Here is a 22,064-nt window from a genome sequence, read left to right as displayed (position 1 = left end):
CCGCACGGGGGGTCCGGGGGCCGCGCGCTTCCTTGACCGTGCAGGTCAGAGCGGTACCAACCGGCTCCGGCCGGACCGCGCGCCCCCCGCCGCGGGGCCGAAACCGCCTCCGCGTGTGCGACACCCCACTCACCCGGGTGGGTGAGCGGGGCCGGGGCCGGCCCGGGGAGCCTCAGCGCCGGAGCAGGGTGATGCCGTCGCGCTGGGCGACGACCCGGTAGCCGTAGGCCTGTTCGGCCTTGACCAGCTCGGCCTCCTGACGTTCCCTCGGGTACGGCCAGTAGCCCGGCGGATAGGGCCAGGACTCCGGCGGCACCCGGTCGTACACGATCCACTCGGCGCTCGGCGGCGGCACCTGCCGGCCCGTGTCGTACAGCCGCCAGTGGACCGGGTAGGTCGGGAAGAGCACCACGTCGGTACGGGAGGTGAGCTGCGGGGCCAGCCGGTTGGAGGCGGCGACGGTGGCGCCGTCGGGGATGCGGTCCAGGAGCGCGCGGGCGGCGGCGACGTGCTCGGTGGAGCGCCAGGTGGAGCGGTGGACGACCTGGGCGAGCGGGAAGGACGGGATCAGGACGAGGGTGACGGCGGCGGTGGTGGCGAGCGAGGCGCGCACATGGCGGCGGCCCAGGGCGTCGCCGGCGCGCCGGTAGGGGGCGAGGGCATCCGTCATGGCGGCCAGCACGACCGGCATGAGCACGGCCGTGTAGTGGAACGAGGTGCCCCAGTGGAACGGGTTCTGCGAGAGCATCCGCCAGCCGAGGGTGGGCACCGCGATCCAGGCGAGCGGCGAGCGCAGGGCGATCAGGGCCGCCGGGGCGAAGACGAGGACCAGGGTGGTGGCCTTCACCTCGGGGCGCACGGCGTCCAGCGGGGCGAAGGCCAGGGTGGCGAGCAGGGAGCCGTGGGCGGGCTCCAGGTTGGCGGCGTGGGCGTAGGTGCCGGCCGGGCTGAAGAACGGCATCAGCACCTTGAACTCCAGCGCGCTGCCGAGCAGCCCCGCGGCGGCGGTCGTCAGCCCCAGCCGGCGCCGCCCCTTCCAGGCGATGTACCCGCCGATCGCGGCGAGCGTGAGCCCCAGGTCCTCCTTGACGAGCAGCAGCGGCGCCGCCCAGGCCACCGCCGCCCCCCAGCGCCGCAGCGCCAGCGCCTCCAGGGCGAAGGAGACGAGCGGCACCGCGAAGCACACCTCGTGGAAGTCGAAGGCGACGGCCGAGGCGATGCCCCAGCTCAGCCCGTACGCGAAGGCCACGACGTGGGCCGCGCGCCGCCCCAGCGCCTGCCGGGCGCGGCGGGCGAGCGGCACGACGGCGACGGCGAGCAGCGCGGCCTGCGCGAAGAGCAGGGTGTACGGGGAGGGGGCGAGGCGGTAGAGCGGCGCGAGGACGACGAGCACGGGGTGGAAGTGGTCCCCGAGCAGGTTGAACCCCTCGCCGCGCAACGGGGAGACGGGGGCGCGCAGTTGGGCGTACGCCTTCACGGCCTGCTCGAAGATGCCGAGGTCGTAGCCGGTGGTGCGGATCAGCGCCTGGCGGCGGGCGCCGACCGTCGCGTACAGCGCGAAGAGCGCGGCGGCCCACCCCCACCACAGGAGGGCGGGCCGCCGCGTGTGGGTGTTCCGCCAGTCGGCGAGGGCGGCGGCGAGGGACCGGCGGGGCGCCGGATCACGGCTGACGACCCGGATGGTGCCCGCGGATCTGATCGCCCTGGCCGCCCTGGCCACCCCGACTGTCCGTCTTGTCCGCACTGTCCGCATCCGTTCCATAGGGCCGGATGCTAGGCGGCTCAGGAGGAGCGGAGCGGCTTCCTGGCCTCGATGAGGAACCGTGTCGCATGGGCGACGAAGGGCCCGTCCGTACGGATCTGCTCGTCCAGCTCCGCCAGCCGGTCGCGGTACTCCTCGACCGTGAAACCCGGCACCATCCAGACCACCTTGCGCAGGAAGTACACGACGGCGCCGATGTCGTGGAACTCGGCGCGCAGCTTCTCCTGGCGCAGGTCGGAGACCTGGAGCCCGGCGGCCTCGGCCTCGGCGCGCGCCCTGCCCGGGTCGCGCCTGCCCCGGACGTCGGCGGACTGCGGACCCAGGAAGTACTCCACCAGCTCGAACACACTGGCGGGTCCGACCTGTTGGGAGAAGTACGTGCCGCCGGGGGTGAGGACCCGGGCGATCTCCGGCCACCAGGTCTGGACGGGGTGACGGCTGGTCACCAGGTCGAAGGCGCCGTCGCCGAACGGCAGCGGCGGCTCGTCGGCGTCGGCGACCACCGCGACGCCGCGCGGATGGAGCAGGGAGGTGGCCCGCGCGACGTTCGGCGGCCACCCCTCGGTCGCGACGGCGAGCGGCGGCAGCTGCGGGACGGCGGCCAGGACCTCGCCGCCGCCGGTCTGCACGTCGAGGGCGGCCGTGGCCCGGGCCCAGCGCGCCGCCATGGCACGGGCGTACCCCCAGGACGGGCGCTCCTCGGTGGCCCGTCCGTCCAGCCAGGAGAAGTCCCAGCCGTCCACCGGGGCGGACGCCGCCTCGTCGATCAGGTCTTCGAAAGTGCGGGTGTTGTGGTTGCGGATGGTTTGCGCCATATTCCGGACCCTACGCGTCTTGTGCGGCCGAGGGGCCGAAGGTCCGCGCGTCCGCTACGTGCCGAGGCCGCCGAGCAGCAGGCCGAGATAGGTCCCGCCGATCATGAAGGGGCCGAACGGGATGGCCGTGCCGCGGTCGGCGCGGCGCGCCAGGATCAGCCCCAGACCGTACGTGCCGCCGGCCGCGAATCCCGCGAAGGCGCCGGTGAGGAGGATGCCCCAGCCGTACCAGCCGAGCACCACGCCGAGGCCCACGGCGAGCTTGACGTCACCGAAGCCGAGGCCGGCGGGGTGGAGGAGGAAGAGCACGAAGTACCCGCCGCCCAGGGCGAGTCCGCCGAGCAGGGCGTGTCGCCAGGATCCCGCCGGGTGCGGGGCGAGGGCGGCGGCGCCGAGGAGGAGGGCGGCCGCGGCGGCGAGGGGGAGGGTGAGGACGTCCGGCAGGCGGTTCACCCGGGCGTCGACGGCGGCGAGGAGGGCGGCAGGGGGCAGCAGGAGCAGCCAGACGGCGAGTTCGGGGCGGGGGCCGGTGGTGGCGGCGAGCCCGGCCGCGGCGGCGGCGCAGACGGCGGCCCACCCCGTGCCGCGCGTCGCGCACACCGGTCCGCCGGGCCAGCGGGTCAGGGGGTGCCCCCTGGGGCAGACGTCCCGGGGCGGCGCACCGGGCTCGACGGCGAGCCGGTAGGCGGCGCGGGGGACCAGCCGGCCGAGGGTGGCGCCCCAGAGGGCGGCGGTGGTGGCGGCCAGGAGGGTCAGTGGGGGCACGGGGGAACCCTAGGGCCGTCGGGGTTCCTTTCCCCACCCCGCCCCTTCCCGTAACCCTCCGGGGGTGGGCCCTGGCGGGGGCGGGGTGGCCCTCCGGGGGGGCGGGGGCGGGGCGGGCCGGGGCGGGTGTTCGGCTGCGGGTCCGTGGGGGCCGAGCGCGCAGTTCCCCGCGCCCCTTTGGGGGCCGGTGGTTGGCTGCGGGTCGTGGCGGGTTGCTCGCGCCGTTCCCCGTGCCCCTATCGGGGCCGGTGGTCATCTGCCGGTCGTGGGGGGTTGCTCGCGACGTTCCCCGTGCCCCTGTCGGGGCCGGTGGTTGGCTGCCGGTTGGGGTCGGTTGCTCGCGACGTTCCCCGCGCCCCCTATCGGGGCCGGTGGTCTTCCGCCGGTTGGGGTGGGTTGCTCGCGCCGTTCCCCGCGCCCCTGTCGGGGCCGGTGGTTGGCTGCCGGTTGGGGTGGGTTGCTCGCGCCGTTTCCCGCGCCCCCTATCGGGGCCGGTGGTCGTCCGCCGGTCGTGGGGGGTTGCTCGCGCCGTTCCCCGCGCCCCTGGGTAGCGGGGTGGCGGGAATTGTGTGGGTGGGGTCGTGTCGTCGGCGGGTTTGGGGGGTGGTTCCGGGGGCGGGGGTATGTACCGTGGGGATATGCGCGCATGGGGTGACGGGCACGGGGAGTTGGCGGTCGAGGGGGGTGTCCGCGTTCCCCTCGAAATCGCCTCCTCCTACCGCGCCCGCACCCGCGGCCTCCTCGGCCGCACCCGCGTCGAGGGCGCGCTCCTCCTCACCCCCGCCGCCTCCGTCCACACCTTCCGTATGCGCTTCCCCCTCGACATCGCCTACCTCGACCGCCACCTGCGCGTGATCGCCCTCCACACCGTCCCCCCGAACCGCCTCACCGCCCCCCGCCTCCGCTCCCGCCACGTCCTGGAGGCCGGGGCGGGCGCGATGGCGGGATGGGGGATGCGGCCCGGCGTACACGTACGGGTACGCGTACATCCGGACGGGGGCCGCGCCCAGCCCGGCGGGTCCGACGACCGCTGACTTTGGAGGCATTCCACCGTGTCAGTCGAGCTGAACCACACCATCGTCCACTCCCGCGACAAGCGGGCCTCCGCCGAGTTCCTGGCGGACATCCTGGGACTGCGGGTCGGCGACGCGTGGGGACCGTTCATCCCCGTCGAGACCGGCAACGGCGTCACCCTGGACTTCGCCACCGGCGACCCGGACCGGATCGTGCCGCAGCACTACGCCTTCCTCGTCTCCGAGGACGAGTTCGACGCCGGTTTCGAGAAGATCAAGCAGTGGGGCGTCCGCTACTTCGCCGATCCGTACATGAAGCGCCCCGACGAGATCAACCACAACGACGGCGGCCGGGGCGTCTACTTCCTCGACCCGTCGGGCCACGCCATGGAGATGATCACCAGGCCGTACGGAAGCGGAAGCGGCGGTACGGGCGCCGGCGGCGGTACGGCGTAGCCGCGCGGCTCACTCGCCGTCCGGCCGGGCCAGCGCCGCCAGCAGCGCCACCGCATCGCCCACCGGCACCGGCCGGAAGAACTCCGCGTCCACCGCCTCCACCGCCGCGACCGCCCGGGGCGCCAGCTCCGCGCCCGCCTCGGTCACCCGCAGCCGCTTGGCCCGGGTGTCCGCCGGGTCGGTCTCCCGTACGAGCAGGCCCTTCGCCTCCAGGGTGCGCACCACCTGGGACGTCATCTTGACGTCGGTGCCGGCCTGGCGGGCGACCGCCAGTTGGTTGGGATGCTCGCCCTGCCCGTTGAGCCACCAGGTGCACGCGAGCAGCACGAACTGCACATGCGTCAGGCCCAGCGGCGTCAGGGCGGCGGTCACCCCGCGCTGCCAGCGGAGCGTGGCGTGCCAGAGCAGGAAGCCGGGGCTCTCCCCGGGCGCGAGCGCCATCAGCGCGTCTGCGCGAGCCGGACGAGCGCGGCCGTCGTCTCCGGCCAGTCGGCGGTGACGGCCGGGCCGATCCGCGGGCCCATGTCGTCGGCCGCCGGGCCGGTGATCTCCATCCGGTACACCACCCGCGTACGGTCCGGGCCGAGCCGGTCCAGCCGGTGCGTGGTCCGCAGGACCAGTCCCTCGAAGCGGGCCTCGTCCACGAACAGCTCGTTCTCGGCCACTTCGGTGAGCCGCAGCTCGATCGGGTCCTGGCCCTCGGCCCCCATGGTGATCTCGGTCCCGGCCGCGAACGGGCCCCGGATCTCGATCTTCTGGATGTCCGCGTTCCAGTCGCCCCAGTTCTCCACGTCGGCCCACAGCCGCCAGACGGCCTCGGGGGCCGCACTGGTCTCCACACCGTGCTCGTACACCCACATGTCGACTCCTCCGCAGGGTTCGCGTCCGCGTTCGCGTGCCGCGTTTTGACCTGTGCACAGATTATCTGCGCGCAGATCATCTGTCCAGACCGCACCCACCCCTGTCCGCCCCTCCCGCCCGCGCCCCCACTCCCCCGCACTCCTTGTGGGCCTCATCGCGCCAGAGCGTCGATAACCGGCCGTCCCGTCCCGGCGTGCGCTTTTTTCCAAGTCCGGGGCGGGGTGCGGCTGGCAGCCTCTGTGGTGCGCGGGAGCGTCACTTCCTACGGACGTTGACGGGGGCCCGCGCACATACGGGGCCCGGCCGACCGCACCTCCACCCGGCCGGCCGGGCCCGTCCGCCGCCCGGCGCCTAGCCGGTCGCGCCGCGCGGGAACGACACCTCGACCCGGCGGTTCTTGCGCCGGCCGTCCTCGGAGGAGTTGTCCGCGATCGGGTAGTCCTCCGCGTATCCCCGGATGTCGAAGGTGACCGCCCCGCCCGCCGCCTGCGCGAGCGCGCCCTGGACGGCGTCCGCGCGCTGCTTGGACAGGACGACGCCGTGCTCGTGCGTGCCGAGGTTGTCCGTGAAGCCGAACACACGGACGTTCGTGGCCTTCTGCTTCTTGATCTCTTCCGCGATGGCCTGGATGCGGCCGGTGGCCTCGGCGGAGAGCGCGGCGCTGTCCTTGCCGAAGAGGACTTCGGCCTGGAGGGCGAAGGAGATGTCGGCGTTGGTGTCGGAGCGGCGCTCCTCGCCGCCCATGTCCTCGACGACCGACTTGATGTCGAGCACCCTCGGCGCGGCGAGCGTCGCCCCGTCGGAGAGCTTGAGCCCCGGCGCGTTGGCGTCGACCTTCACAGGCGGGGCGGCGGCGGGCACGGCGGTCGGATTCGGCTCATCGGCCCCGGCCGTTCCCGCTCCCGCCCCCGTCCCGACGAGGAGCAGCGCGGCGACGACGAAGGCGGCGGGGCGGGGGTGCCGGTGGCGGCGGGGGGCGGGGGTTGCCGGGGGCGCGGTCGCGGCTGCCTGGGGCGCGTTTGCCGTGGGCGCGGTCGAGGGGGCCGAGGGTGCGGTCGCCGGGGGCGCGGTCGCGGCTGCCTGGTTCGCGGTTGTCCGAGTGGCCTGCATGGGGGGCCTCAGCCTCAGCCGGAGATCTTGATGGTGGCGGTGGGCATGGTGGGGAGCTGGAAGTCGACTTCTTGGACGGGGGTGGGGGGTGCGGGGAACTGCGTGTAGAAGGGCGCCTCCTGCCCGGCCTGGATGCCGGTCGTGAACTGCGAGCACAGACAGCGTCCGTCCGTGTCGCGCAGGATCAGGTACCGCTTCTTGCCCGCCTTGTCGACCAGCGCCGCGCCTGCCATGGAGGCGCCGTTGTTCCTCAACTCCTGCTCGCTGCCCTGCCATCCGGGTGCGGAGAACAGGTCCTTGGACCCGTTCTTCACCACGCCCTGGACCGTGACGAACCCTCCCGGGTCCCGCCTGGCCGAGTTGATCACCACCTCGACACCACCGGTGCCGGTGATGGTCGCGAGGACCTCGGTGCTCTGGGCGGACGGGCCGCCGGACGGGGAGCTGTTCCCGCCGGACGCCGCCGCGGGAGTGGAGGCCTTGTCCCCGGCCTTCGGCTTGTCGCCGCCGTCTCCCCCGCAGGCGGTGAGCGCGAGCGCCAGGGCGGCGGCGGCCACCGCGACCGCCGTGTCTCTGGCCCGCGCCCTGATCGTGGCGTTGTCCATGAGTGAAGCCCCCTCGGTCCTTCGTGCTGCGCACTTCATACGCTTACTTGTCGGCCAGATGGACGGAGAACAGGTCGGACGCCTTCGGCAGGAGCTCCAGGTGGGCGGGATCGACCTCGAAGTCCTTCTTCTTCTCGCACACGAGCACATACGCCCCCTTCGGCTCGTCCCCCGGCCCGTCGGGCCCGGGCGACTCCCCGGGCTCGGGGGCCGGCCCCGGCTCCGCGGGCAGGGTGGTGGGCCCCGTCCCGGACGCGTCCCGGATGTGGCAGCGCGGCACGACCACGGCGGCCGCCTTCGCCGCGCCCTTGTGGTCCTGGGTCGCGGCGATGACCGAGTGGCCCGCCGTCCTGTTGGTCTGCACGGCCACCCGGTAGGTGGGCTCGGGCTGGAAGGAGAGCTCGCAGAGGCCAGCCGTGGCGTCGTTGCGCGCGGCGAGCTCACGCGCCGCGGGGCAGGAGTCGTGCGGCAGCAGGCCGCCCCGGTCACCGTCGAGCAGCTTCTGCCAGCGCACGAGGTCGAAGCCGCCGAGCAGACCCTTTCTCAGCTGGTCGCGGAAGTCCTGGGCCGCCGCGAGGGCCGCCGCGTCCGCCGCCGTCTCGGCCTCGTTGCGCTTCGTCGCCGCCTGGCCGACCGCGAAGTACGCGAACGCGAGGAAGAGCAGGCCCGCCACCGCCGTGATGTAGACGGGGAAGGCCTGCCCGCGGTCGCCGGTGAGCCGGCGGGTGGCGCGTGGGATCAGGGATTGATCTTGTTGATCGCCGCCGTGATCTTCCCGGCGATCGTCGTGCCGAAATTCGTCTGCGTGAGCACCAGAATGATCGCCACCACCACGATGATGATCCCCATGTACTCGACCGCGCCCTGCCCCCGGTCCCCCCGCCGCCGCAGCGCCGTCGCCGTGGTGTTCAGCCAGCCGTGGACCCGGATCCTGGTGGCGGTCGCGGGCTTGAGGAGCTTGTCGTTCATGGTGGTCCCCTCCGGGGTCTACGGCGGTGCCGCGCTCGACAGCCGCACCGTACCCGGGCCCTCCGGTTCCGGCACAGGGCCCCTGGGCCCAATTCCGGCGGCGGGCGGTGACCTTACGGCTCGCGCGCCTCATCCCGCCGCCCCCCGCCCCGCCCGCGTACCCAGCCAGGTCGCCAGCGCCTGGGCGCGGCTGTTGCTGTGTAGCTTCGCGAAGATGCGGTTGATGTGGTTCTTCACCGTCTTCTCGCTGATGAAGCAGGCGGCGGCGATCTGCTGATTGCTCATGCCCGCCGCGATCAGCTCCATCACCTCCACCTCCCTCCTGCTCAGCCGGTGTGCCCCAAGTTCGGGGCGCCGGAGCGGAGTTCGGCTCCGGTGTCCCGTCGACGACTGTCCCACATCCGGTTGCATCCGCGAAGCCTCTTCGTTCGGATTTAATGAAATGGACCGGGCCATGACACCCATGACACCCGGCGGGGCGACGGCGGACAGCCCGCCCCGGGCGATGTCCCGTACCGCGCCGACCAGTTGTTCCACCGTGAACTCACCGTGCACCAGATAGCCGCGCGCGCCCAGCCGCAGCGCCTCGCGTACGGTCTCCGCCTCGGCGCTGTACGTCAGCATCATCACCGGCGCCACCCGCACCAGGCGGGGCAGGGCCGTGAGGCCGTCCACGCCCGGCATCCGCACATCGAGCAGGACCACGTCCGGCCGGTGCAGCAGGGCCGCCTCGTACGCCTGGCGGCCGTCCGCCGCCTCCGCCACGACCTCCGTGCCGCCGTGGCTCTCCAGCAGCGCGGTGAGCCCGGCCCGTACGACCGGGTTGTCGTCCGCCACCACCACCCGGGTCACACCCCGCTCCTCTCCAGCGCGGCCAGCGGCACGTCGAGGCGGACCTCGGTGCCGCGCGCCGCCTCGCCCCGGCCGATGCGGATGCGCGCGCCGAGGTCCGCCGCGCGCTCGACCATGCCGACCAGGCCGAAGTGGCCCGCCCGGCGCAGCCCGTCGAGCGTGGTGCCGGGGGGCAGGCCGCGCCCGTCGTCGTACACGCTGATGCGCAGCACGTCGCCCACCACGCCCGCCGAGACGTCCACGCGCGCCGGGCCCGCGTGGCGGTGGGCGTTCTCCAGGGCCTCGGAGGCGATCGTCAGGAGCTGGCGGGCGACGGGGTACGGGACCCGGGTCGCGGGGCCGTCGAGGGGGAGGGAGAGGCAGCGGTAGCTCACGCCGACCTTCTCGCCGCGCGCCGCGAAGTCCCGTACGCGCGCGGCCAGTTCCGCCAGGACGTCCACTCCCCCGTCCGGGCCCGGCTCGCGGCGCAGGTCGGCGAGGAGTTCGCGGGACTCGGCGGCGGCCCGCCGCGCCGAGCGGGCCACCAGCGTCGCGCCCCGGCGGACGGTCACCGGGTCGGTGCGGTCGGCCGAGGCCGCCAGGCCCTCGGCGGCGAGCGCCACCCCGTGCAGGGTCTTGGCGACCGAGTCGTGCAGCTCGCGGGCGAGGCGCGCGCGTTCCTCCTCCACCGCCAGCCTGGCCCGCGCCTCGGTGAGCGCCCGGGAGGCCAGTCCGAACCGCAGCAGCAGGCCCCGCAGCGCCACCCCGGCCGCGCCCGCCAGCACACAGAAGCCGGGCAGCAGCAGGGCGGGGGCGAGCGGCTGGTGGTGGCGGTGCTGGGCCATGTACGCCAGCGCCAGGACCACGCACTGGAGCCCGGCGAAGACGCCGGCGCCCCGCCACCCGTACACCAGGCCGGCGAGCAGCGGGGTGCAGACGACCACATAGCCGAGCGGGGAGTCGGGGGTCGCGGTGAAGACCAGCAGCGCGCCGAACGCCGTGTCCACGCCGAGCAGCCACGGATGCAGCAGCAGGAGCGGGCCGAAGCGCTCCCAGTCGCGGTAGAGCGCGTACGAGCCCATGAAGGTGATCAGGACGGCCCCGGAGACCAGCCAGGTGGCCACCCCGCGCGCCGAGTTGGCCAGGGCGAAGGGGGTGCCGAGCCCTATCATCGCGAGCCGGAACAGGAAGACCTGGCGGCACAGCGCCTGGAGCGCGTTGAGCTGGAGGGACACCTCGGGCTCGGGCCCGGGCCCGGACGGCGGCCCGCCCTTCACGGGCACCGGCGAATACGCCTGCGCCTGCGACTGCGACTGCTTCCGCATGGCGGACCCCTCACTTCCCCGTGAGCGAGCCGATGTCGGCCTCGGAGCCGAGCAGCATCGCGGAGGCCATCAGGATCATGGTGGCGGGCACCATGAACGTGGTGACCATCAGCGTCGCCTTGGGCACCGCCTTGGCGGCCTTGCGGCGGGCGTTCTGGGCGTCGGTGCGGCGCATGTCGGTGGCGATGGCGATCAGGGTGTCCACGATGGGCGCGCCCAGCTCCTCGCCCTGCTGGAGCGCGGTGACGAACATGGCGACCTGCTCGGAGTCGTTGCGCCGGCGCAGGTCGTCGAAGGCCTGGCGGCGGCTGACGCCCATGTCCATCTGGCGCAGCGCTATCCGTACCTCGTCCGCCCACGGGCCCTCGTACTTCTCCGCGACCCGCTCCAGGGCCTGGCGGAAGCCCAGTCCGGCGGAGACCACCACGGCGAGCACGTCGAGGAAGTCCGGCAGGGTGCGCTCGATGTCGTCGCGGCGGCGGCGCACGGCCGCCCAGATGCCGACCTCGACCCAGTAGTACGCGAACGCGACCATCAGCAGGGCCAGCAGGTAGTTGCCGCCCGAGACCATCACCACCGCGCCGACCGCGCCCAGCGCCCCGTACACCGCGCGCCGCGCCGCGTACCGGTCGATGGTCAGGCCGCCGGGGTTGCCCGCCATGTCGATCCTGCGCCGCTTCTCGGCGACCCGCCGGGGGCCCATCAGCCGCAGGACCAGCGGGGCCCAGCGGATGCCGAGGCGGTCGATGGCGCCGCCGGTGCGGGTGGTGCGGGTGGCGCCGACCTCCAGGGCGAGGACGAGGTCGCTGGGCAGCTTGACCTCGGCGCGGTACATCCGTACGCCCTCGAAGGCGCCCAGGACGCCGAGGGCGACGATGAGTCCCAGGATCAGTTCCATGCCCGCCCCCTCACACGTCGATCTTCGAGATGCGGCGGATCGCGACGAAGCCCAGCGCGTAGAGCGCGAGGGCCACCACGACCGCCGCCTGGCCCAGGAACGAGCCGGTCATCTTGGCGAGCGAGCCCGGCGCGATCTGGTTGACGAGCAGCATCGCGCCGACCCCGATCGCCGGGACCGCGTACGCCGTGGTGTTCACCTGGGACAGCTGGGTGCGCACCTCGCGGCGGGTCTCCTTGCGCTCCTCCAGGGTGGTGGTGAGGTTGCGCAGCGAGTGGACGACGGCGCCGCCCGCCCGGTTGGAGAGGATCAACGTCGAGACGAGGACGACCAGTTCGCGCGAGGGGAGCCGCTTGGCGAGCTCGCCGAGCGCGTCGTCCAGGGTGCGGCCGACGGCGAGCTGGTCGGCGACGGTCTTCAGCTCGTCGCCCGCCGGGGCCTCCAGCTCGTCCGCCGCCATGGCGATCGCGGTCCGCAGGGCGAGCCCGGCCTGGGTGGCGTTGGCGATGACCCGGGAGATCTCGGGGAGCTGGTTGATGAAGGCCTCGGTGCGCCGGGTGCGCTGCCAGTTCAGGAAGGTGTTGGCGGCCCACAGCCCGGCGAGCGCGGCGAGCGGGCCGAAGAACGAGGCGAGCACCGAGGCCGCCACCACCCACAGCCCGACGACGGCGGCCAGGACGTAGACGGCGAACTCGCCGGGGCTGAGGTCGAGGCCGGTCACCGCCAGCTTGCGGGCGACGCGCCGGCCGGCGGAGGTGCGGCGCAGCCTGCGGTCCACCCCGGCGAAGGGCCGGCGGCGCCCGGCGGACTCCGGCTCCCCGGCGGTGGAGAGCCGTTCGACCAGGGCCCGGCGCTGGGCGCGGCCACTGGCGTACACGTGCACACCGGCGACCGCCGCCGTGCAGGCGAGCAGGGTGACCCCGGTCGTCAGCTGGGTGAGTGCGGTCATGGGCGGTGCTACCTGGCCTCTCGGGTGGCGAGCTGTTCGTCGAACGCGGCGATGCCGAACGCCTGGGGGACGGGCAGACCCGCCAGATAGAGGCGTTCGGCGACGCGGCGCGGGAGCGGGAGGTGGCGGAACTCGCCGTGGACGCGCCCGTCGGCGGCCATCGGGCGGGGGTCGAACCGGGCGACGGTGGCGAGCCGGTAGGGGTCGCGGCCGTGGCTGTCGAGCAGGGCGATCTCGGTGACCCGGCGGGAGCCGTCGGCGTGCCGGGTGAGCTGGACCAGGACGTCGACGGCCGAGTTGATCTGGTCGTGCAGGGCCTCGAAGGGGATCTTGATCTCGGACATGGAGGCCAGCGTCTGGAGACGCATCAGGGCGTCCTCGGCGCTGTTGGCGTGGACGGTGGCCAGCGAGCCGTCGTGTCCGGTGGACATCGCCTGGAGCATGTCGAGGGACTCCCCGCCGCGCACCTCGCCGACGACGATCCGGTCGGGGCGCATGCGCAGCGAGTTGCGGACCAGATCGCGGATGGAGACGTGGCCCTTGCCCTCGACGTTGGCGGGGCGGGCCTCCAGACGGATCACATGGCTCTGCTGGAGCTGGAGTTCGGCGGAGTCCTCGATGGTGATGATCCGCTCGTGCTCGGGGATGAGCCCGGACAGGGCGTTGAGCAGGGTCGTCTTGCCGGTGCCGGTGGCGCCGGAGACGATCACGTTGAACTTGGCCTGGATCAGCCCGGCGAGCAGCATCAGCATGGGCTCGTCGAGCGAGCCGAAGGCGATCAGCTCGGGGAGCGTGAAGGAGCGCGGGAAGCGGCGGATGGTGAGGGTGGCGCCGGTCAGCGAGAGCGGCGGGATGATCACGTTGACGCGTTCGCCGGACGGCAGCCGGGCGTCGACCATCGGGTTGGACTCGTCGACCCGGCGGTTGACCGTCGACACGATCCGCTCGATCGTCTGCATCAGCTGCTCGTGCGAGGCGAACCGCATCGGCAGCCGCTCGACCCGCCCGGAGCGCTCCACGTAGATCTGGTCGGGGCCGTTGACCATGATCTCGGTGACGGACGCGTCCTCCAGGAGCGGTTCCAGGACGCCGAGGCCCAGCGCCTCGTCGACGACGCGGCGGATCAGCTGGGCCCGCTCGCCGGTGGACAGGACCGGTCCCTCGCGGCTGAGGATGTGGCCGAGGACGCGTTCGAGCCGCGCCCGGCGCTCGGCGGCGGCCAGCGAGGACATCTCCGCGAGGTCGATCTCCTCCAGGAGCTTGCCCCGGTAGGTGGCGACGAGGTGCGCGTCTCCCTCGCCGCCCCGGTTCTCCTCGGGGGCGGTGATACGGGCCCGCAGGCTCATGGGGCGTGCCTCCTCGGTCAGTTGCTCTCGTCGCAGGGCATGGTGGCGCTTTTGTGGACCGGGCCGAAGGCGTCGACGCCGGGGAAGACGGAGGGGATGGTCACGGTGACGGTGACGGTCACCGCGTCCCCGGGGCAGCCGCCGGTCTTCCCGATGGTGCTGCGCTGGGCCACCCAGGCGCTGACCGCCGCCCCGGCGGCCTGTTCGGCCCCGTCCGCCCGCTCCTGCTGGGCGGCCGTACGGGCGGCGGCGCGGGCGGCCGTGCCCGCCTGCTGGGCGGCGTACGCGGCGAGCCCCAGCTGGACGCCCGCGAGCGCGACGAGCAGCAGCAGGGGCAGGAAGCCCAGGTACTCGACGGCGGCCGAGCCCCGGTCGCGGCCCCGGGCGGACCGCCGGGCCGCGCGCCCCGGGCGGCTCACGGCTCGTCCTCGCGGGCCGCCCCGGCGTGCCCGTGCACGGTGGTGAGGGGGACGGTGAACGCGCCGGGGAAGAGCACCGGGACCCGTACGCCGACCGTGGCGGTGAAGACGTCCTTCCCGCCGCCGCCGCACTCCTGCGCGGACACCTCCCAGCCGTCCGGCGCCGCCGCCCGCACGGCCGCCGCGCACGCCGCCGCGCCGCCGTCCCGGGCCGCGCCCGCGCGGGCGCCCTCGTCCGCCGCGTGCCCGGCGACGGTGAACGCGTAACCGGTCAGGACCAGTTGCCAGATCGCGGCGAGGGTCACCAGGATGATCGGGACCATGCCGGTGAACTCGACCACGATCTGCCCGCGGTCCCGGTCGGCCGCTGTCCGTATGCCCCTCACGCCTCTCATCCGTGCCCCCGGCGCCGCAGGACGAGGGTGCCGCGGCCGCTCTTCTCCGGCGCGGGGCCGACGCCCTTGACCAGGCCCAGTTCGCCCGCGAGCGTCCACAGCGCCTGCTTGACGGTGGACTTGGCGTCCAGGTCGTGCAGCCGGCCCGCGTCGACGACGGCCTGGAGCTCCTTGAAGGCCGCCGGGACGGAGGTGCGGGCGGCCCGGGTGCCGGTGACCTTCTGGACCAGGGCGGGCTGGATCTCGGTGGCGCGGGTGTGCCGGTTGACCACGGTCGTCGTCTCCTCGGCCTTGCGGATCTGCAGGCGGTCCCACATCCGGACGATCCGCTTGGCGGCCCGGACCGCCACCACGTCCGGGGTGGTGACCAGCAGGGCGGTGTCGGCCATCTCCACGGCGGCGGCGTTGGCGGCGTTCATCTGGGTGCCGCAGTCGGCGATCACCACCTCGTAGCGGTGGCGCAGGGCGGAGAGGATCTGGCGGGCCGCGCGGTCGGTGACCTCCTCGGCGCGTTCGCCGTCGCCCGGGGCGAGCAGCAGGCCGACGCCGGTGGAGTGGCTGAAGAGGGCGTCCTGGAGGACCCGGGGCGAGATGTCGGTGATGGCGGCGAGGTCGGCGACGGAGCGGCGGAACTGGACGTCGAGGTAGGAGGCGACGTCACCGGCCTGGAGGTCCATGTCGACCAGGGCGGTGGTGCGGCCCGAGGCGCGGGCCGCGAGGGCGAGGTGGATCGCGGTGACGGTGGCGCCGACGCCGCCCTTGGCGCCGGTGACCGTGACGAGCGTGCCGCCGGGGCCGCCGGTGGCCTCGCCCCCGCCGCCGAGGTGGCGGCGGACGCCGACCGACCACTGGGCGGCGGCCTGGACCCGGCTGACCAGCTCCTCGTAGTGGAGCGGCAGGGTGACCAGGCCGCGCGCGCCGGAGTCCATGGCGGCGGCGAACAGGCCGGGGCCCGCGTCCGAGGTGATCAGGACGACGCCGACGGCGGGGAAGCGCAGGGCCACCTCGCGCACCAGGTCCAGGGCGGGGACGGGCCCGATGCGCTCGTGGACGAGGACGACCTCGGGCAGCTCGTCCAGGGAGTCCCCGGCGAGCCTGGCCAGGGTGTCCAGGAGCTGGGTGGAGTCCGCGACGGGCGCGGCGGGTTCGGCGTCGGGGAGCTGGCTGAGCAGGGTGGTGACGGACCGGGCGGCGTCGGCGTCCTGGACGGCCGGGAGGATCCTGGTGGTCATCCGAACCTCACTGGTCCTTTTCGAGGCGGTACGTGCGGTCGCCGGGCGGCACCGTGGAGTCGCCGCCGGGCGCGACGAGCGCGAGCCGGACGTGCTGGGCGAAGGACTCCGCGTACGCGACGCGCTGGGCGTCGAGGGTGCCGAGCGCGAAGGTGATCGGGACCGCCTCGGTGGTCTTGTTGCGGTCGTCGCGGCCGGGGTCGAGGGGGGTGAGCGTGCCGACGTCGAGGACCCGGGCGCCCGAGACGATGATCTTCGACTGGGGGGTCTCGCCCTGCTTGGCGGCGGCGAAGGTGGCGAAGATGTTGACGGAGGAGCCGCGCTGGATCTTGCCCGCGACGCCGGTGGACGCGTCGATCATGATGGCGATCTCCTGCTCGCCGGGGCGCAGTGCGGGCCGCTCGGCGATCATGTCGGTCTGGAGCAGCGAGCCGGAGCGCAGGGCGGCGACGGCGACCTTGCCGCGGATCGCGGAGAGGTCGGTGACGGCGTTGCGCGAGAGCCACCGCTTCGGCATGGCCGTCCGGGTGAAGAGCCCGGGCCGCAGTTCGGTGTTGGGCTTGATGTCGCTCTTCACCCGGTACGCCGTCACCTCGGGGCCGACCTTGGAGTCGGCGTCGTGGATCACCGAGAGGACCCCGGCGAAGGCCCCGGCGGCACACAGGACCGAGACCAGGAGAAGGATGACGCCGCGGCGCTGACGGGAGTTCATTGACCGTACGACCTCGTTCGATGACGTGGGACTGGGCGGACGGGCCACCGGGCGGGCTGCGCGGCGGCTAGCTGTACGTGCCTCCCGCGGGCAGCCGGTGCTCGGGGGCGGGGACGGGGGAGGCGCAGAACCCGCAGCGGTCGCCGATCAGTTCCATGCCGCACCACCGGCACGACTCCCGTCGTACGGATGCCACGAGCTGGTAGAGCACGGACAGATCGGAGAGGTACGCGGCGAACTCGGTGAGCTTGGACGTCCCCCACCACGAGGGCGAGTACCCCGGCAGCGGCGCTTCGAGCACCGCGCCGACCCGCCAGGCGGCGGCGAGGTGGACGGTGACCCACTCGGCGGGCGCCGCGGCGCCCGCCACCAGCAGCCGGCAGGCGTAGTCGGGGCCTTCCAGTTCGCCCGCGCCGACGCGGACCAGCTGCGGCTCCGGGTGGGCGACGACCGCGAACTGGCTGCCGGGCAGCCAGGACTTGGCGTGGGTCTTGAGGCCGACCGGCACGTGGTCGAGCCGGGTGACGGAGTTCAGCACGGCCCCGGCGTGCACGTAGTGCGCGAGCAGCCGGGCCGAGGAGGCGAGCACGCCGGGGCTGAAGTCGCACACCGACAGCTGGCACAGCTGGCGGGCGAGCACGGCCAGGCCGAGCGGCGGCAGCGGCGAGGCGACCAGCGCGATCCGGTCGCTCTCCAGGAGCGAGCGGACGGTGTGCAGCCGCCGTTGGTGGGCGGGCGCGAGCGACCGCGGGTGGAGGACGACGAGATGCCCGTGCAGGTCGAGCAGGCGGTGCGCGTGGGCGAGGGCGTCGTCGAGCGGCTGGATGTCGGGGGACGAGAGGACCGCGGGTGGCGGCGTGTGTGGATCGGCCGCGGGCAACACCAGGTCCGGGCTGGTGACGGCTATCGCGGTTGGCACATCAAGTCCCCGTTCCCTCGGCCCGAGACGGGCCCCCTCAGCCGTACGTGACCACCGCACTTCCCCCCTGAAGCAGCACTGTATCCACGAGATAGCTGCGCGTGAACAGTCTTCTCGTTTCTGTGATGCCACGAGGGGCGCCAGAGGTCTTGACAACCGGATTGGTCTGGACCAACTTGTACGCACAGCGCGCGCTCCCCTCCCCACCGCCCTCCCCACTCCCCCACCGGAGGCAGCAAGTGAAACGAGCAAGCGGCAGAGTCGGCCTGGCCGTTGCCGCCGCAGGCGCCCTGTCCATAGCCGGGCTCACCGGCACCGCCCACGCGGCGGACGTCAACAACGCCCGCAACGCGGGCTTCGAGTCGGGCCTGACGGGCTGGAGCTGTACGGCCGGTAGCGGATCCGTCGTCTCCTCGCCCGTGCACGGCGGAGCCGCCGCCCTCAAGGCGAGCCCGTCCGGCTCCGACACGGGCCAGTGCGTCCAGAGCGTCGCCGTGAAGCCCAACTCCACGTACACGCTGAGCTCCTGGGTACAGGGCAGTTACGTCTACCTCGGCGCCTCCGGGACGGGTACCGGCGACGTCTCCACCTGGACGCCCGGCACCGGCGGCGGCTGGAACCAGCTGTCGACCACGTTCAGGACCGGGGCCTCCACCACCTCCGTGCAGATCTACACCCACGGCTGGTACGGCCAGAGCGCCTACTACGCCGACGACGTCTCCGTCTTCGGCCCGGACGGCGGCGGGGGCGGCGACCCGGCCCCGACGGTCCCGGCGGCTCCGGGCGGCCTCGCGGTCGGCGCGGTGAGCTCCTCCTCCGTGGACCTGTCCTGGGGCGCGGTCTCGGGCGCGACCGGCTACAACGTCTACCGCGACGGCGCCAAGGTGCAGTCGGTGAGCGGCGCCTCGGCGACCGTGACGGGGCTGAGCGCGTCGACGTCGTACCAGTTCCAGGTGAGCGCGACCAACGCCGCCGGGGAGTCCGCCAGGTCGGCGGCGGTGACCGCGAAGACCTCCGCGACCGGCAACCCGGGCGGCGGGACCGTGCCCAAGCACGCGGTGACCGGGTACTGGCAGAACTTCAACAACGGCGCCACCGTCCAGAAGATCAGCGACGTGCCCGCGGCCTACGACATCATCGCGGTCTCCTTCGCGGACGCCACCGGCACGCCGGGCGGGGTGACCTTCAACCTCGACACGGCCGGCCTCGGCGGATACACCGTCGACCAGTTCAAGGCGGACATCGCCGCCAAGCACACGGCCGGCAAGTCGGTGATCATCTCCATCGGCGGGCAGAACGGCACGGTGTCGGTCAACGACGCGACGTCGGCGGCGAACTTCGCCAACTCCGTCTACGCGCTGATGCAGACGTACGGCTTCGACGGCGTCGACATCGACCTGGAGAACGGCCTCAACTCGACCTATATGACGCAGGCCCTGCGCTCGCTGGCGTCGAAGGCGGGCAGCAGGCTCGTCATCACGATGGCGCCGCAGACCATCGACATGCAGTCGACGTCGGGCGAGTACTTCAGGACGGCGCTCAACATCAAGGACATCCTGACCGTCGTCAACATGCAGTACTACAACAGCGGTTCGATGCTGGGCTGCGACGGCAAGGTCTACTCGCAGGGAACGGTCGACTTCCTGACCGCGCTCGCCTGCATCCAGCTCCAGGGCGGCCTCGACCCGTCCCAGGTGGGCCTCGGTCTGCCCGCCTCCCCCAGCGGCGCGGGCAGCGGCTACGTCTCCCCGTCGGTGGTGAACGCGGCCCTGGACTGCCTGACCGCCGGGACCAACTGCGGCTCCTTCAAGCCCCCGCGGACCTGGCCGGGGCTGCGCGGCGCCATGACCTGGTCGACCAACTGGGACGCGAAGGCGGGCAACGCCTGGTCGAACGCGGTGGGACCGCACGTCCACGCCCTGCCGTAGCGGCACCTCTCCCCGCGCCCCGGACCGGGGCGCGGGGAGACGTGGGTCAGGGCTTGGGCAGGGTGCAGCCCGGGCGGCTCAGGTCGAACCGGTTGCCGGCGCCTATGCAGGGGACGATGATGTACGTCTCCTGGGCGTAGTTGATCTTGTAGTGAACGGTGACGTTGCCGTTCTGGTCCACCTCGCACGGGTTGTTCTCCGTGCAGCGCTGACCGTCCTCGTTGCCGGTGTTGTTCACCGCCACCACCTTGCCGGTGGCCGTGTCGATGACCGGGGAGCCCGAGGTGCCGCCGATGGTCTGGCAGGCGGAGGTGTAGCGGACGGAGTCCTTCCAGGTCCAGTCGCCCTCCTTGAGGCGGTACGCGAACCCGTCGATGGCGCAGCTGTAGGTGCGCTTCCAGTAGCCGGAGACCACCTTGATGGCGGTGCCCGCGACCGGGTGCTGGTCGTTGAGGGTGAGCGCGCCGATCCCGTACTGGCTCTGGATCTGCGCGTACGTCTTGCCCAGCTGATAGACCGTGATGTCGGTGTCGGTCATCGTCGCGTAGCTGACCTTGGTGGCCCGCAGGGTGCCGACCTTGCTGCCCGAGCCGTTGAGCAGCGAGAAGCTGCGCGAGGAGGGCTGGTCGGTGATGACCTCGCCGGCGGCCGGGAAGCCGGTCTCCAGGCAGTGGCCGTTCGAGAGGATGAGAGCGGGGTCGGTCGGCTGGGAGCTCGGGGTGCGGATCAGCGACCCGGAACAGTTGCTCAGCGCGACCGTTCCGGCGAAGTCGACCGCCTTGACCGTCGCCTTGGCGCCGCTGTGGGTGTGCGGCGCCGCGACGACCGGCGCCGCGCCCGCTCCGACGAGCAGCAGCGCCAGCACCGTGCCGACGAGAGGCTTCTTCATGTGGGGGTTCCCCTCTGAAGGGTTCTGAAGGGCTTCAGGAGTGGGTTCCTGAAGTTGTCATGAGCATTGTTGGGCGCCCCAACCCCCGGGGGCAACCGTCCGGTTCGGGCCAGTCGGGCCGCTCGCGCCGATCGCCGGTCACGTACGCGCGCGGCTTTAGACGGGAGCGGTACGGGGCATCCCGTACGCCCGTACGGCCCACCGGGACCGGTCGGACGATCGGATCGGCGGCTCCGCCGAGCACCATGCACTCCATGGAGCCGCGCCGGAACGACCTTGACGGGATATCGCCCACCCGGACCGGGTGAGGAACGGCGCACCTTGACGCTGACATGCCATGCCCGGAAGCTCAGGGTGCGACGCACCACCCCAGCAACGTCGACATGAACACCCCCACCTCTGGATCCCCAGGAGCATTCATGCGACTTCGTACGCGTACGCGCGCCACCCACGCGCCACGCGGCGGTGCCAGACGTTCGGCGGGCCTCGCGGCTCTCCTGGCGATGGCCCTGGCCGCCCCGCTGACCTCCCACGCCACCGCGTCCCCGGCGCCCTCCCCGCGCGAGCGCGCGGACGTGGCCGCCGACGAGGCCACCGTCCAGTACGAGATCCACGGCCCGGCCACCCCCGCCGCGCGCACCGCCCTCGCGGCCACCGGGGTCTCCATCGACGAGGTGCGCGAGCACTCCGTCGTGGTCAGCGCCGACGCCCGCCAGGCACGGAACCTGCGCACGCTCGGCTACACGCTCAAGGCGCTGCCCGGACCGCCCGACCGCAGCGGCGGCCTGAAGGCGGTGCCCTTCGACTTCCCGCCGGCGGACGCGAAGTACCACAACTACGCGGAGATGACGGCGGAGATCGACCAGCGCCTCGCCCAGTACCCCTCGATCATGAGCAGGCGCGTGATCGGCAAGTCGTACCAGGGCCGGGACATCGTCGCCATCAAGGTGAGCGACAATGTGGCCACCGACGAGAACGAGCCCGAGGTCCTGTTCACCTTCCACCAGCACGCCCGTGAGCACCTCACGGTGGAGATGGCGCTGTATCTGCTACGGGAGTTCGGCGCGGGGTACGGCCAGGACTCGCGGATCACCAACATGGTGAACAACCGCGAGATCTGGATCGTGCCGGACCTCAACCCGGACGGCGGCGAGTACGACATCGCCACCGGGTCGTACCGCAGCTGGCGCAAGAACCGCCAGCCCAACTCCGGTTCGTCGTACGTCGGTACGGACCTGAACCGCAACTGGAACTACAAGTGGGGCTGCTGCGGCGGCTCCTCGGGCAGCAAGGGCTCCGAGACGTACCGCGGCTCGGCCGCCGAGTCCGCGCCCGAGGTGAAGGTCGTCGCCGACTTCGCCCGCAGCCGGGTGGTGGGGGGCAAGCAGCAGATCAAGGCCGGGATCGACTTCCACACCTACAGCGAGCTGGTGCTGTGGCCGTTCGGCTACACGTACAACGACACGGCGACCGGGCTGACGAAGGACGACCACGACGCGTTCGCGGCGGTCGGGGGGAAGATGGCGGCGTCCAACGGGTACACGCCGGAGCAGTCCAGTGACCTGTACATCACGGACGGCACGATCGACGACTACCTCTGGGGCGCCCAGAAGATCTTCGACTTCACCTTCGAGATGTATCCGGGGGAGTCCGGGGCGGGGGGCGGGTTCTATCCGCCCGACGAGGTGATCGAGCGGGAGACCGCTCGGAACCGGGACGCGGTGTTGCAGTTGCTGGAGAACGCGGACTGCATGTACCGGTCGATCGGGAAGGAGTCGCAGTACTGCGCGGGTGCGTGACCCCGGGGTGAGCCCCCACCCCGCCCCTTCCCTAAACCCTCCGGGGGCGGGGCGGGGGCGGAGGAG

The 22,064-nt window shown here is 73.1% G+C and carries 24 protein-coding genes; 4 read left to right on the top strand and 20 right to left on the bottom strand.

Annotated features, from left to right (window positions below; genetic code table 11):
• Positions 1 to 172: 172 nt before the first annotated feature.
• The 3 genes from ABZ404_RS30875 to ABZ404_RS30865 form a co-directional block, all read right to left on the bottom strand.
• Positions 173 to 1,720 (bottom strand): DUF2079 domain-containing protein, encoded by a 1,548-nt coding sequence (locus ABZ404_RS30875; RefSeq protein ID WP_358833098.1) that lies wholly within the window; start codon positions 1,718 to 1,720, stop codon positions 173 to 175.
• A gap of 62 nt (positions 1,721 to 1,782) precedes the next feature.
• Positions 1,783 to 2,577, bottom strand: a complete 795-nt coding sequence (locus ABZ404_RS30870) for a class I SAM-dependent methyltransferase (protein WP_358833099.1) — start codon at positions 2,575 to 2,577, stop codon at positions 1,783 to 1,785.
• A gap of 54 nt (positions 2,578 to 2,631) precedes the next feature.
• A complete protein-coding gene (locus tag ABZ404_RS30865) occupies positions 2,632 to 3,342 on the bottom strand; it encodes an A24 family peptidase (protein WP_358833100.1) in 711 nt (236 codons plus the stop codon).
• A gap of 638 nt (positions 3,343 to 3,980) precedes the next feature.
• Between ABZ404_RS30865 and ABZ404_RS30860 the strand changes: the two genes are divergently transcribed.
• Together ABZ404_RS30860 and ABZ404_RS30855 are read left to right on the top strand one after the other, a co-directional pair.
• The gene (locus ABZ404_RS30860; protein ID WP_358833101.1) at positions 3,981 to 4,376 is read left to right on the top strand and encodes a DUF192 domain-containing protein; all 396 of its coding nucleotides are present in this window, start codon (positions 3,981 to 3,983) and stop codon (positions 4,374 to 4,376) included.
• Positions 4,377 to 4,394: 18 nt separating this feature from the next.
• Positions 4,395 to 4,811 (top strand): VOC family protein, encoded by a 417-nt coding sequence (locus ABZ404_RS30855; RefSeq protein WP_358833102.1) that lies wholly within the window; start codon positions 4,395 to 4,397, stop codon positions 4,809 to 4,811.
• Between the two features lie 9 nt (positions 4,812 to 4,820).
• Here the strand turns inward: ABZ404_RS30855 and ABZ404_RS30850 are convergent, their stop codons facing one another.
• From ABZ404_RS30850 to ABZ404_RS30775, 16 genes are all read right to left on the bottom strand, one after another.
• Complete coding sequence (locus tag ABZ404_RS30850) at positions 4,821 to 5,252, bottom strand: MarR family winged helix-turn-helix transcriptional regulator (RefSeq protein WP_358833103.1); 432 nt, start codon at positions 5,250 to 5,252, stop codon at positions 4,821 to 4,823.
• On the bottom strand, positions 5,252 to 5,671 hold the full coding sequence (locus ABZ404_RS30845) for an SRPBCC family protein (RefSeq protein WP_358833104.1): 420 nt from the start codon (positions 5,669 to 5,671) through the stop codon (positions 5,252 to 5,254). The genes ABZ404_RS30850 and ABZ404_RS30845 overlap by 1 nt, the downstream gene beginning before the upstream one ends.
• Positions 5,672 to 6,023: 352 nt before the next feature.
• A complete protein-coding gene (locus tag ABZ404_RS30840) occupies positions 6,024 to 6,782 on the bottom strand; it encodes an OmpA family protein (RefSeq protein ID WP_358991104.1) in 759 nt (252 codons plus the stop codon).
• Between the two features lie 14 nt (positions 6,783 to 6,796).
• Positions 6,797 to 7,387, bottom strand: coding sequence for a hypothetical protein (locus ABZ404_RS30835; protein ID WP_358833105.1), 591 nt, complete (start codon positions 7,385 to 7,387; stop codon positions 6,797 to 6,799).
• Between the two features lie 43 nt (positions 7,388 to 7,430).
• Positions 7,431 to 8,126 carry a pilus assembly protein TadG-related protein gene (locus tag ABZ404_RS30830; protein ID WP_358991107.1) on the bottom strand — a complete coding sequence of 232 codons (696 nt, stop codon included), beginning with the start codon at positions 8,124 to 8,126 and terminating at the stop codon, positions 7,431 to 7,433.
• On the bottom strand, positions 8,126 to 8,356 hold the full coding sequence (locus ABZ404_RS30825) for a hypothetical protein (RefSeq protein WP_358833109.1): 231 nt from the start codon (positions 8,354 to 8,356) through the stop codon (positions 8,126 to 8,128). Before ABZ404_RS30825 ends, ABZ404_RS30830 begins: the two co-directional genes overlap by 1 nt.
• A gap of 129 nt (positions 8,357 to 8,485) precedes the next feature.
• Positions 8,486 to 9,208, bottom strand: coding sequence for a response regulator transcription factor (locus ABZ404_RS30820; protein WP_358833106.1), 723 nt, complete (start codon positions 9,206 to 9,208; stop codon positions 8,486 to 8,488).
• A complete protein-coding gene (locus ABZ404_RS30815) occupies positions 9,205 to 10,512 on the bottom strand; it encodes a histidine kinase (RefSeq protein WP_358991101.1) in 1,308 nt (435 codons plus the stop codon). The genes ABZ404_RS30820 and ABZ404_RS30815 overlap by 4 nt, the downstream gene beginning before the upstream one ends.
• A gap of 10 nt (positions 10,513 to 10,522) precedes the next feature.
• Positions 10,523 to 11,410 (bottom strand): DUF5936 domain-containing protein, encoded by an 888-nt coding sequence (locus ABZ404_RS30810; protein ID WP_358832992.1) that lies wholly within the window; start codon positions 11,408 to 11,410, stop codon positions 10,523 to 10,525.
• Between the two features lie 10 nt (positions 11,411 to 11,420).
• The gene (locus ABZ404_RS30805) at positions 11,421 to 12,359 is read right to left on the bottom strand and encodes a type II secretion system F family protein (protein ID WP_358832991.1); all 939 of its coding nucleotides are present in this window, start codon (positions 12,357 to 12,359) and stop codon (positions 11,421 to 11,423) included.
• An 8-nt stretch (positions 12,360 to 12,367) separates the two neighbouring features.
• Positions 12,368 to 13,705 carry a CpaF family protein gene (locus ABZ404_RS30800; RefSeq protein ID WP_358832990.1) on the bottom strand — a complete coding sequence of 446 codons (1,338 nt, stop codon included), beginning with the start codon at positions 13,703 to 13,705 and terminating at the stop codon, positions 12,368 to 12,370.
• A gap of 17 nt (positions 13,706 to 13,722) precedes the next feature.
• Entirely contained in the window at positions 13,723 to 14,124 is a 402-nt protein-coding gene (locus ABZ404_RS30795) for a TadE/TadG family type IV pilus assembly protein (RefSeq protein WP_358832989.1), read from the bottom strand.
• The gene (locus ABZ404_RS30790; protein ID WP_358832988.1) at positions 14,121 to 14,510 is read right to left on the bottom strand and encodes a TadE/TadG family type IV pilus assembly protein; all 390 of its coding nucleotides are present in this window, start codon (positions 14,508 to 14,510) and stop codon (positions 14,121 to 14,123) included. The genes ABZ404_RS30795 and ABZ404_RS30790 overlap by 4 nt, the downstream gene beginning before the upstream one ends.
• A 5-nt stretch (positions 14,511 to 14,515) precedes the next feature.
• Entirely contained in the window at positions 14,516 to 15,751 is a 1,236-nt protein-coding gene (locus tag ABZ404_RS30785) for an AAA family ATPase (protein WP_358832987.1), read from the bottom strand.
• Between the two features lie 7 nt (positions 15,752 to 15,758).
• A complete protein-coding gene (gene cpaB / locus ABZ404_RS30780; protein ID WP_358832986.1) occupies positions 15,759 to 16,463 on the bottom strand; it encodes a Flp pilus assembly protein CpaB in 705 nt (234 codons plus the stop codon).
• A 67-nt stretch (positions 16,464 to 16,530) separates the two neighbouring features.
• Positions 16,531 to 17,382 carry a hypothetical protein gene (locus ABZ404_RS30775; RefSeq protein ID WP_358832985.1) on the bottom strand — a complete coding sequence of 284 codons (852 nt, stop codon included), beginning with the start codon at positions 17,380 to 17,382 and terminating at the stop codon, positions 16,531 to 16,533.
• 125 nt (positions 17,383 to 17,507) lie between these two features.
• On the opposite strand from ABZ404_RS30775, the gene ABZ404_RS30770 reads away from it, so the two are divergent.
• A complete protein-coding gene (locus ABZ404_RS30770) occupies positions 17,508 to 19,310 on the top strand; it encodes a glycoside hydrolase family 18 protein (protein WP_358832984.1) in 1,803 nt (600 codons plus the stop codon).
• 46 nt (positions 19,311 to 19,356) lie between these two features.
• On the opposite strand, the gene ABZ404_RS30765 is transcribed toward ABZ404_RS30770, so the two are convergent.
• Entirely contained in the window at positions 19,357 to 20,199 is an 843-nt protein-coding gene (locus tag ABZ404_RS30765) for a serine protease (protein WP_358832983.1), read from the bottom strand.
• A gap of 419 nt (positions 20,200 to 20,618) precedes the next feature.
• Between ABZ404_RS30765 and ABZ404_RS30760 the strand changes: the two genes are divergently transcribed.
• Entirely contained in the window at positions 20,619 to 21,998 is a 1,380-nt protein-coding gene (locus ABZ404_RS30760) for a M14 family metallopeptidase (RefSeq protein ID WP_358832982.1), read from the top strand.
• Positions 21,999 to 22,064 lie beyond the last annotated feature (66 nt).

The organism is Streptomyces sp. NPDC005878 (assembly GCF_040629815.1).
GTDB lineage: Bacteria > Actinomycetota > Actinomycetes > Streptomycetales > Streptomycetaceae > Streptomyces.
This window is presented reverse-complemented; position numbering and strand designations above follow the sequence as displayed.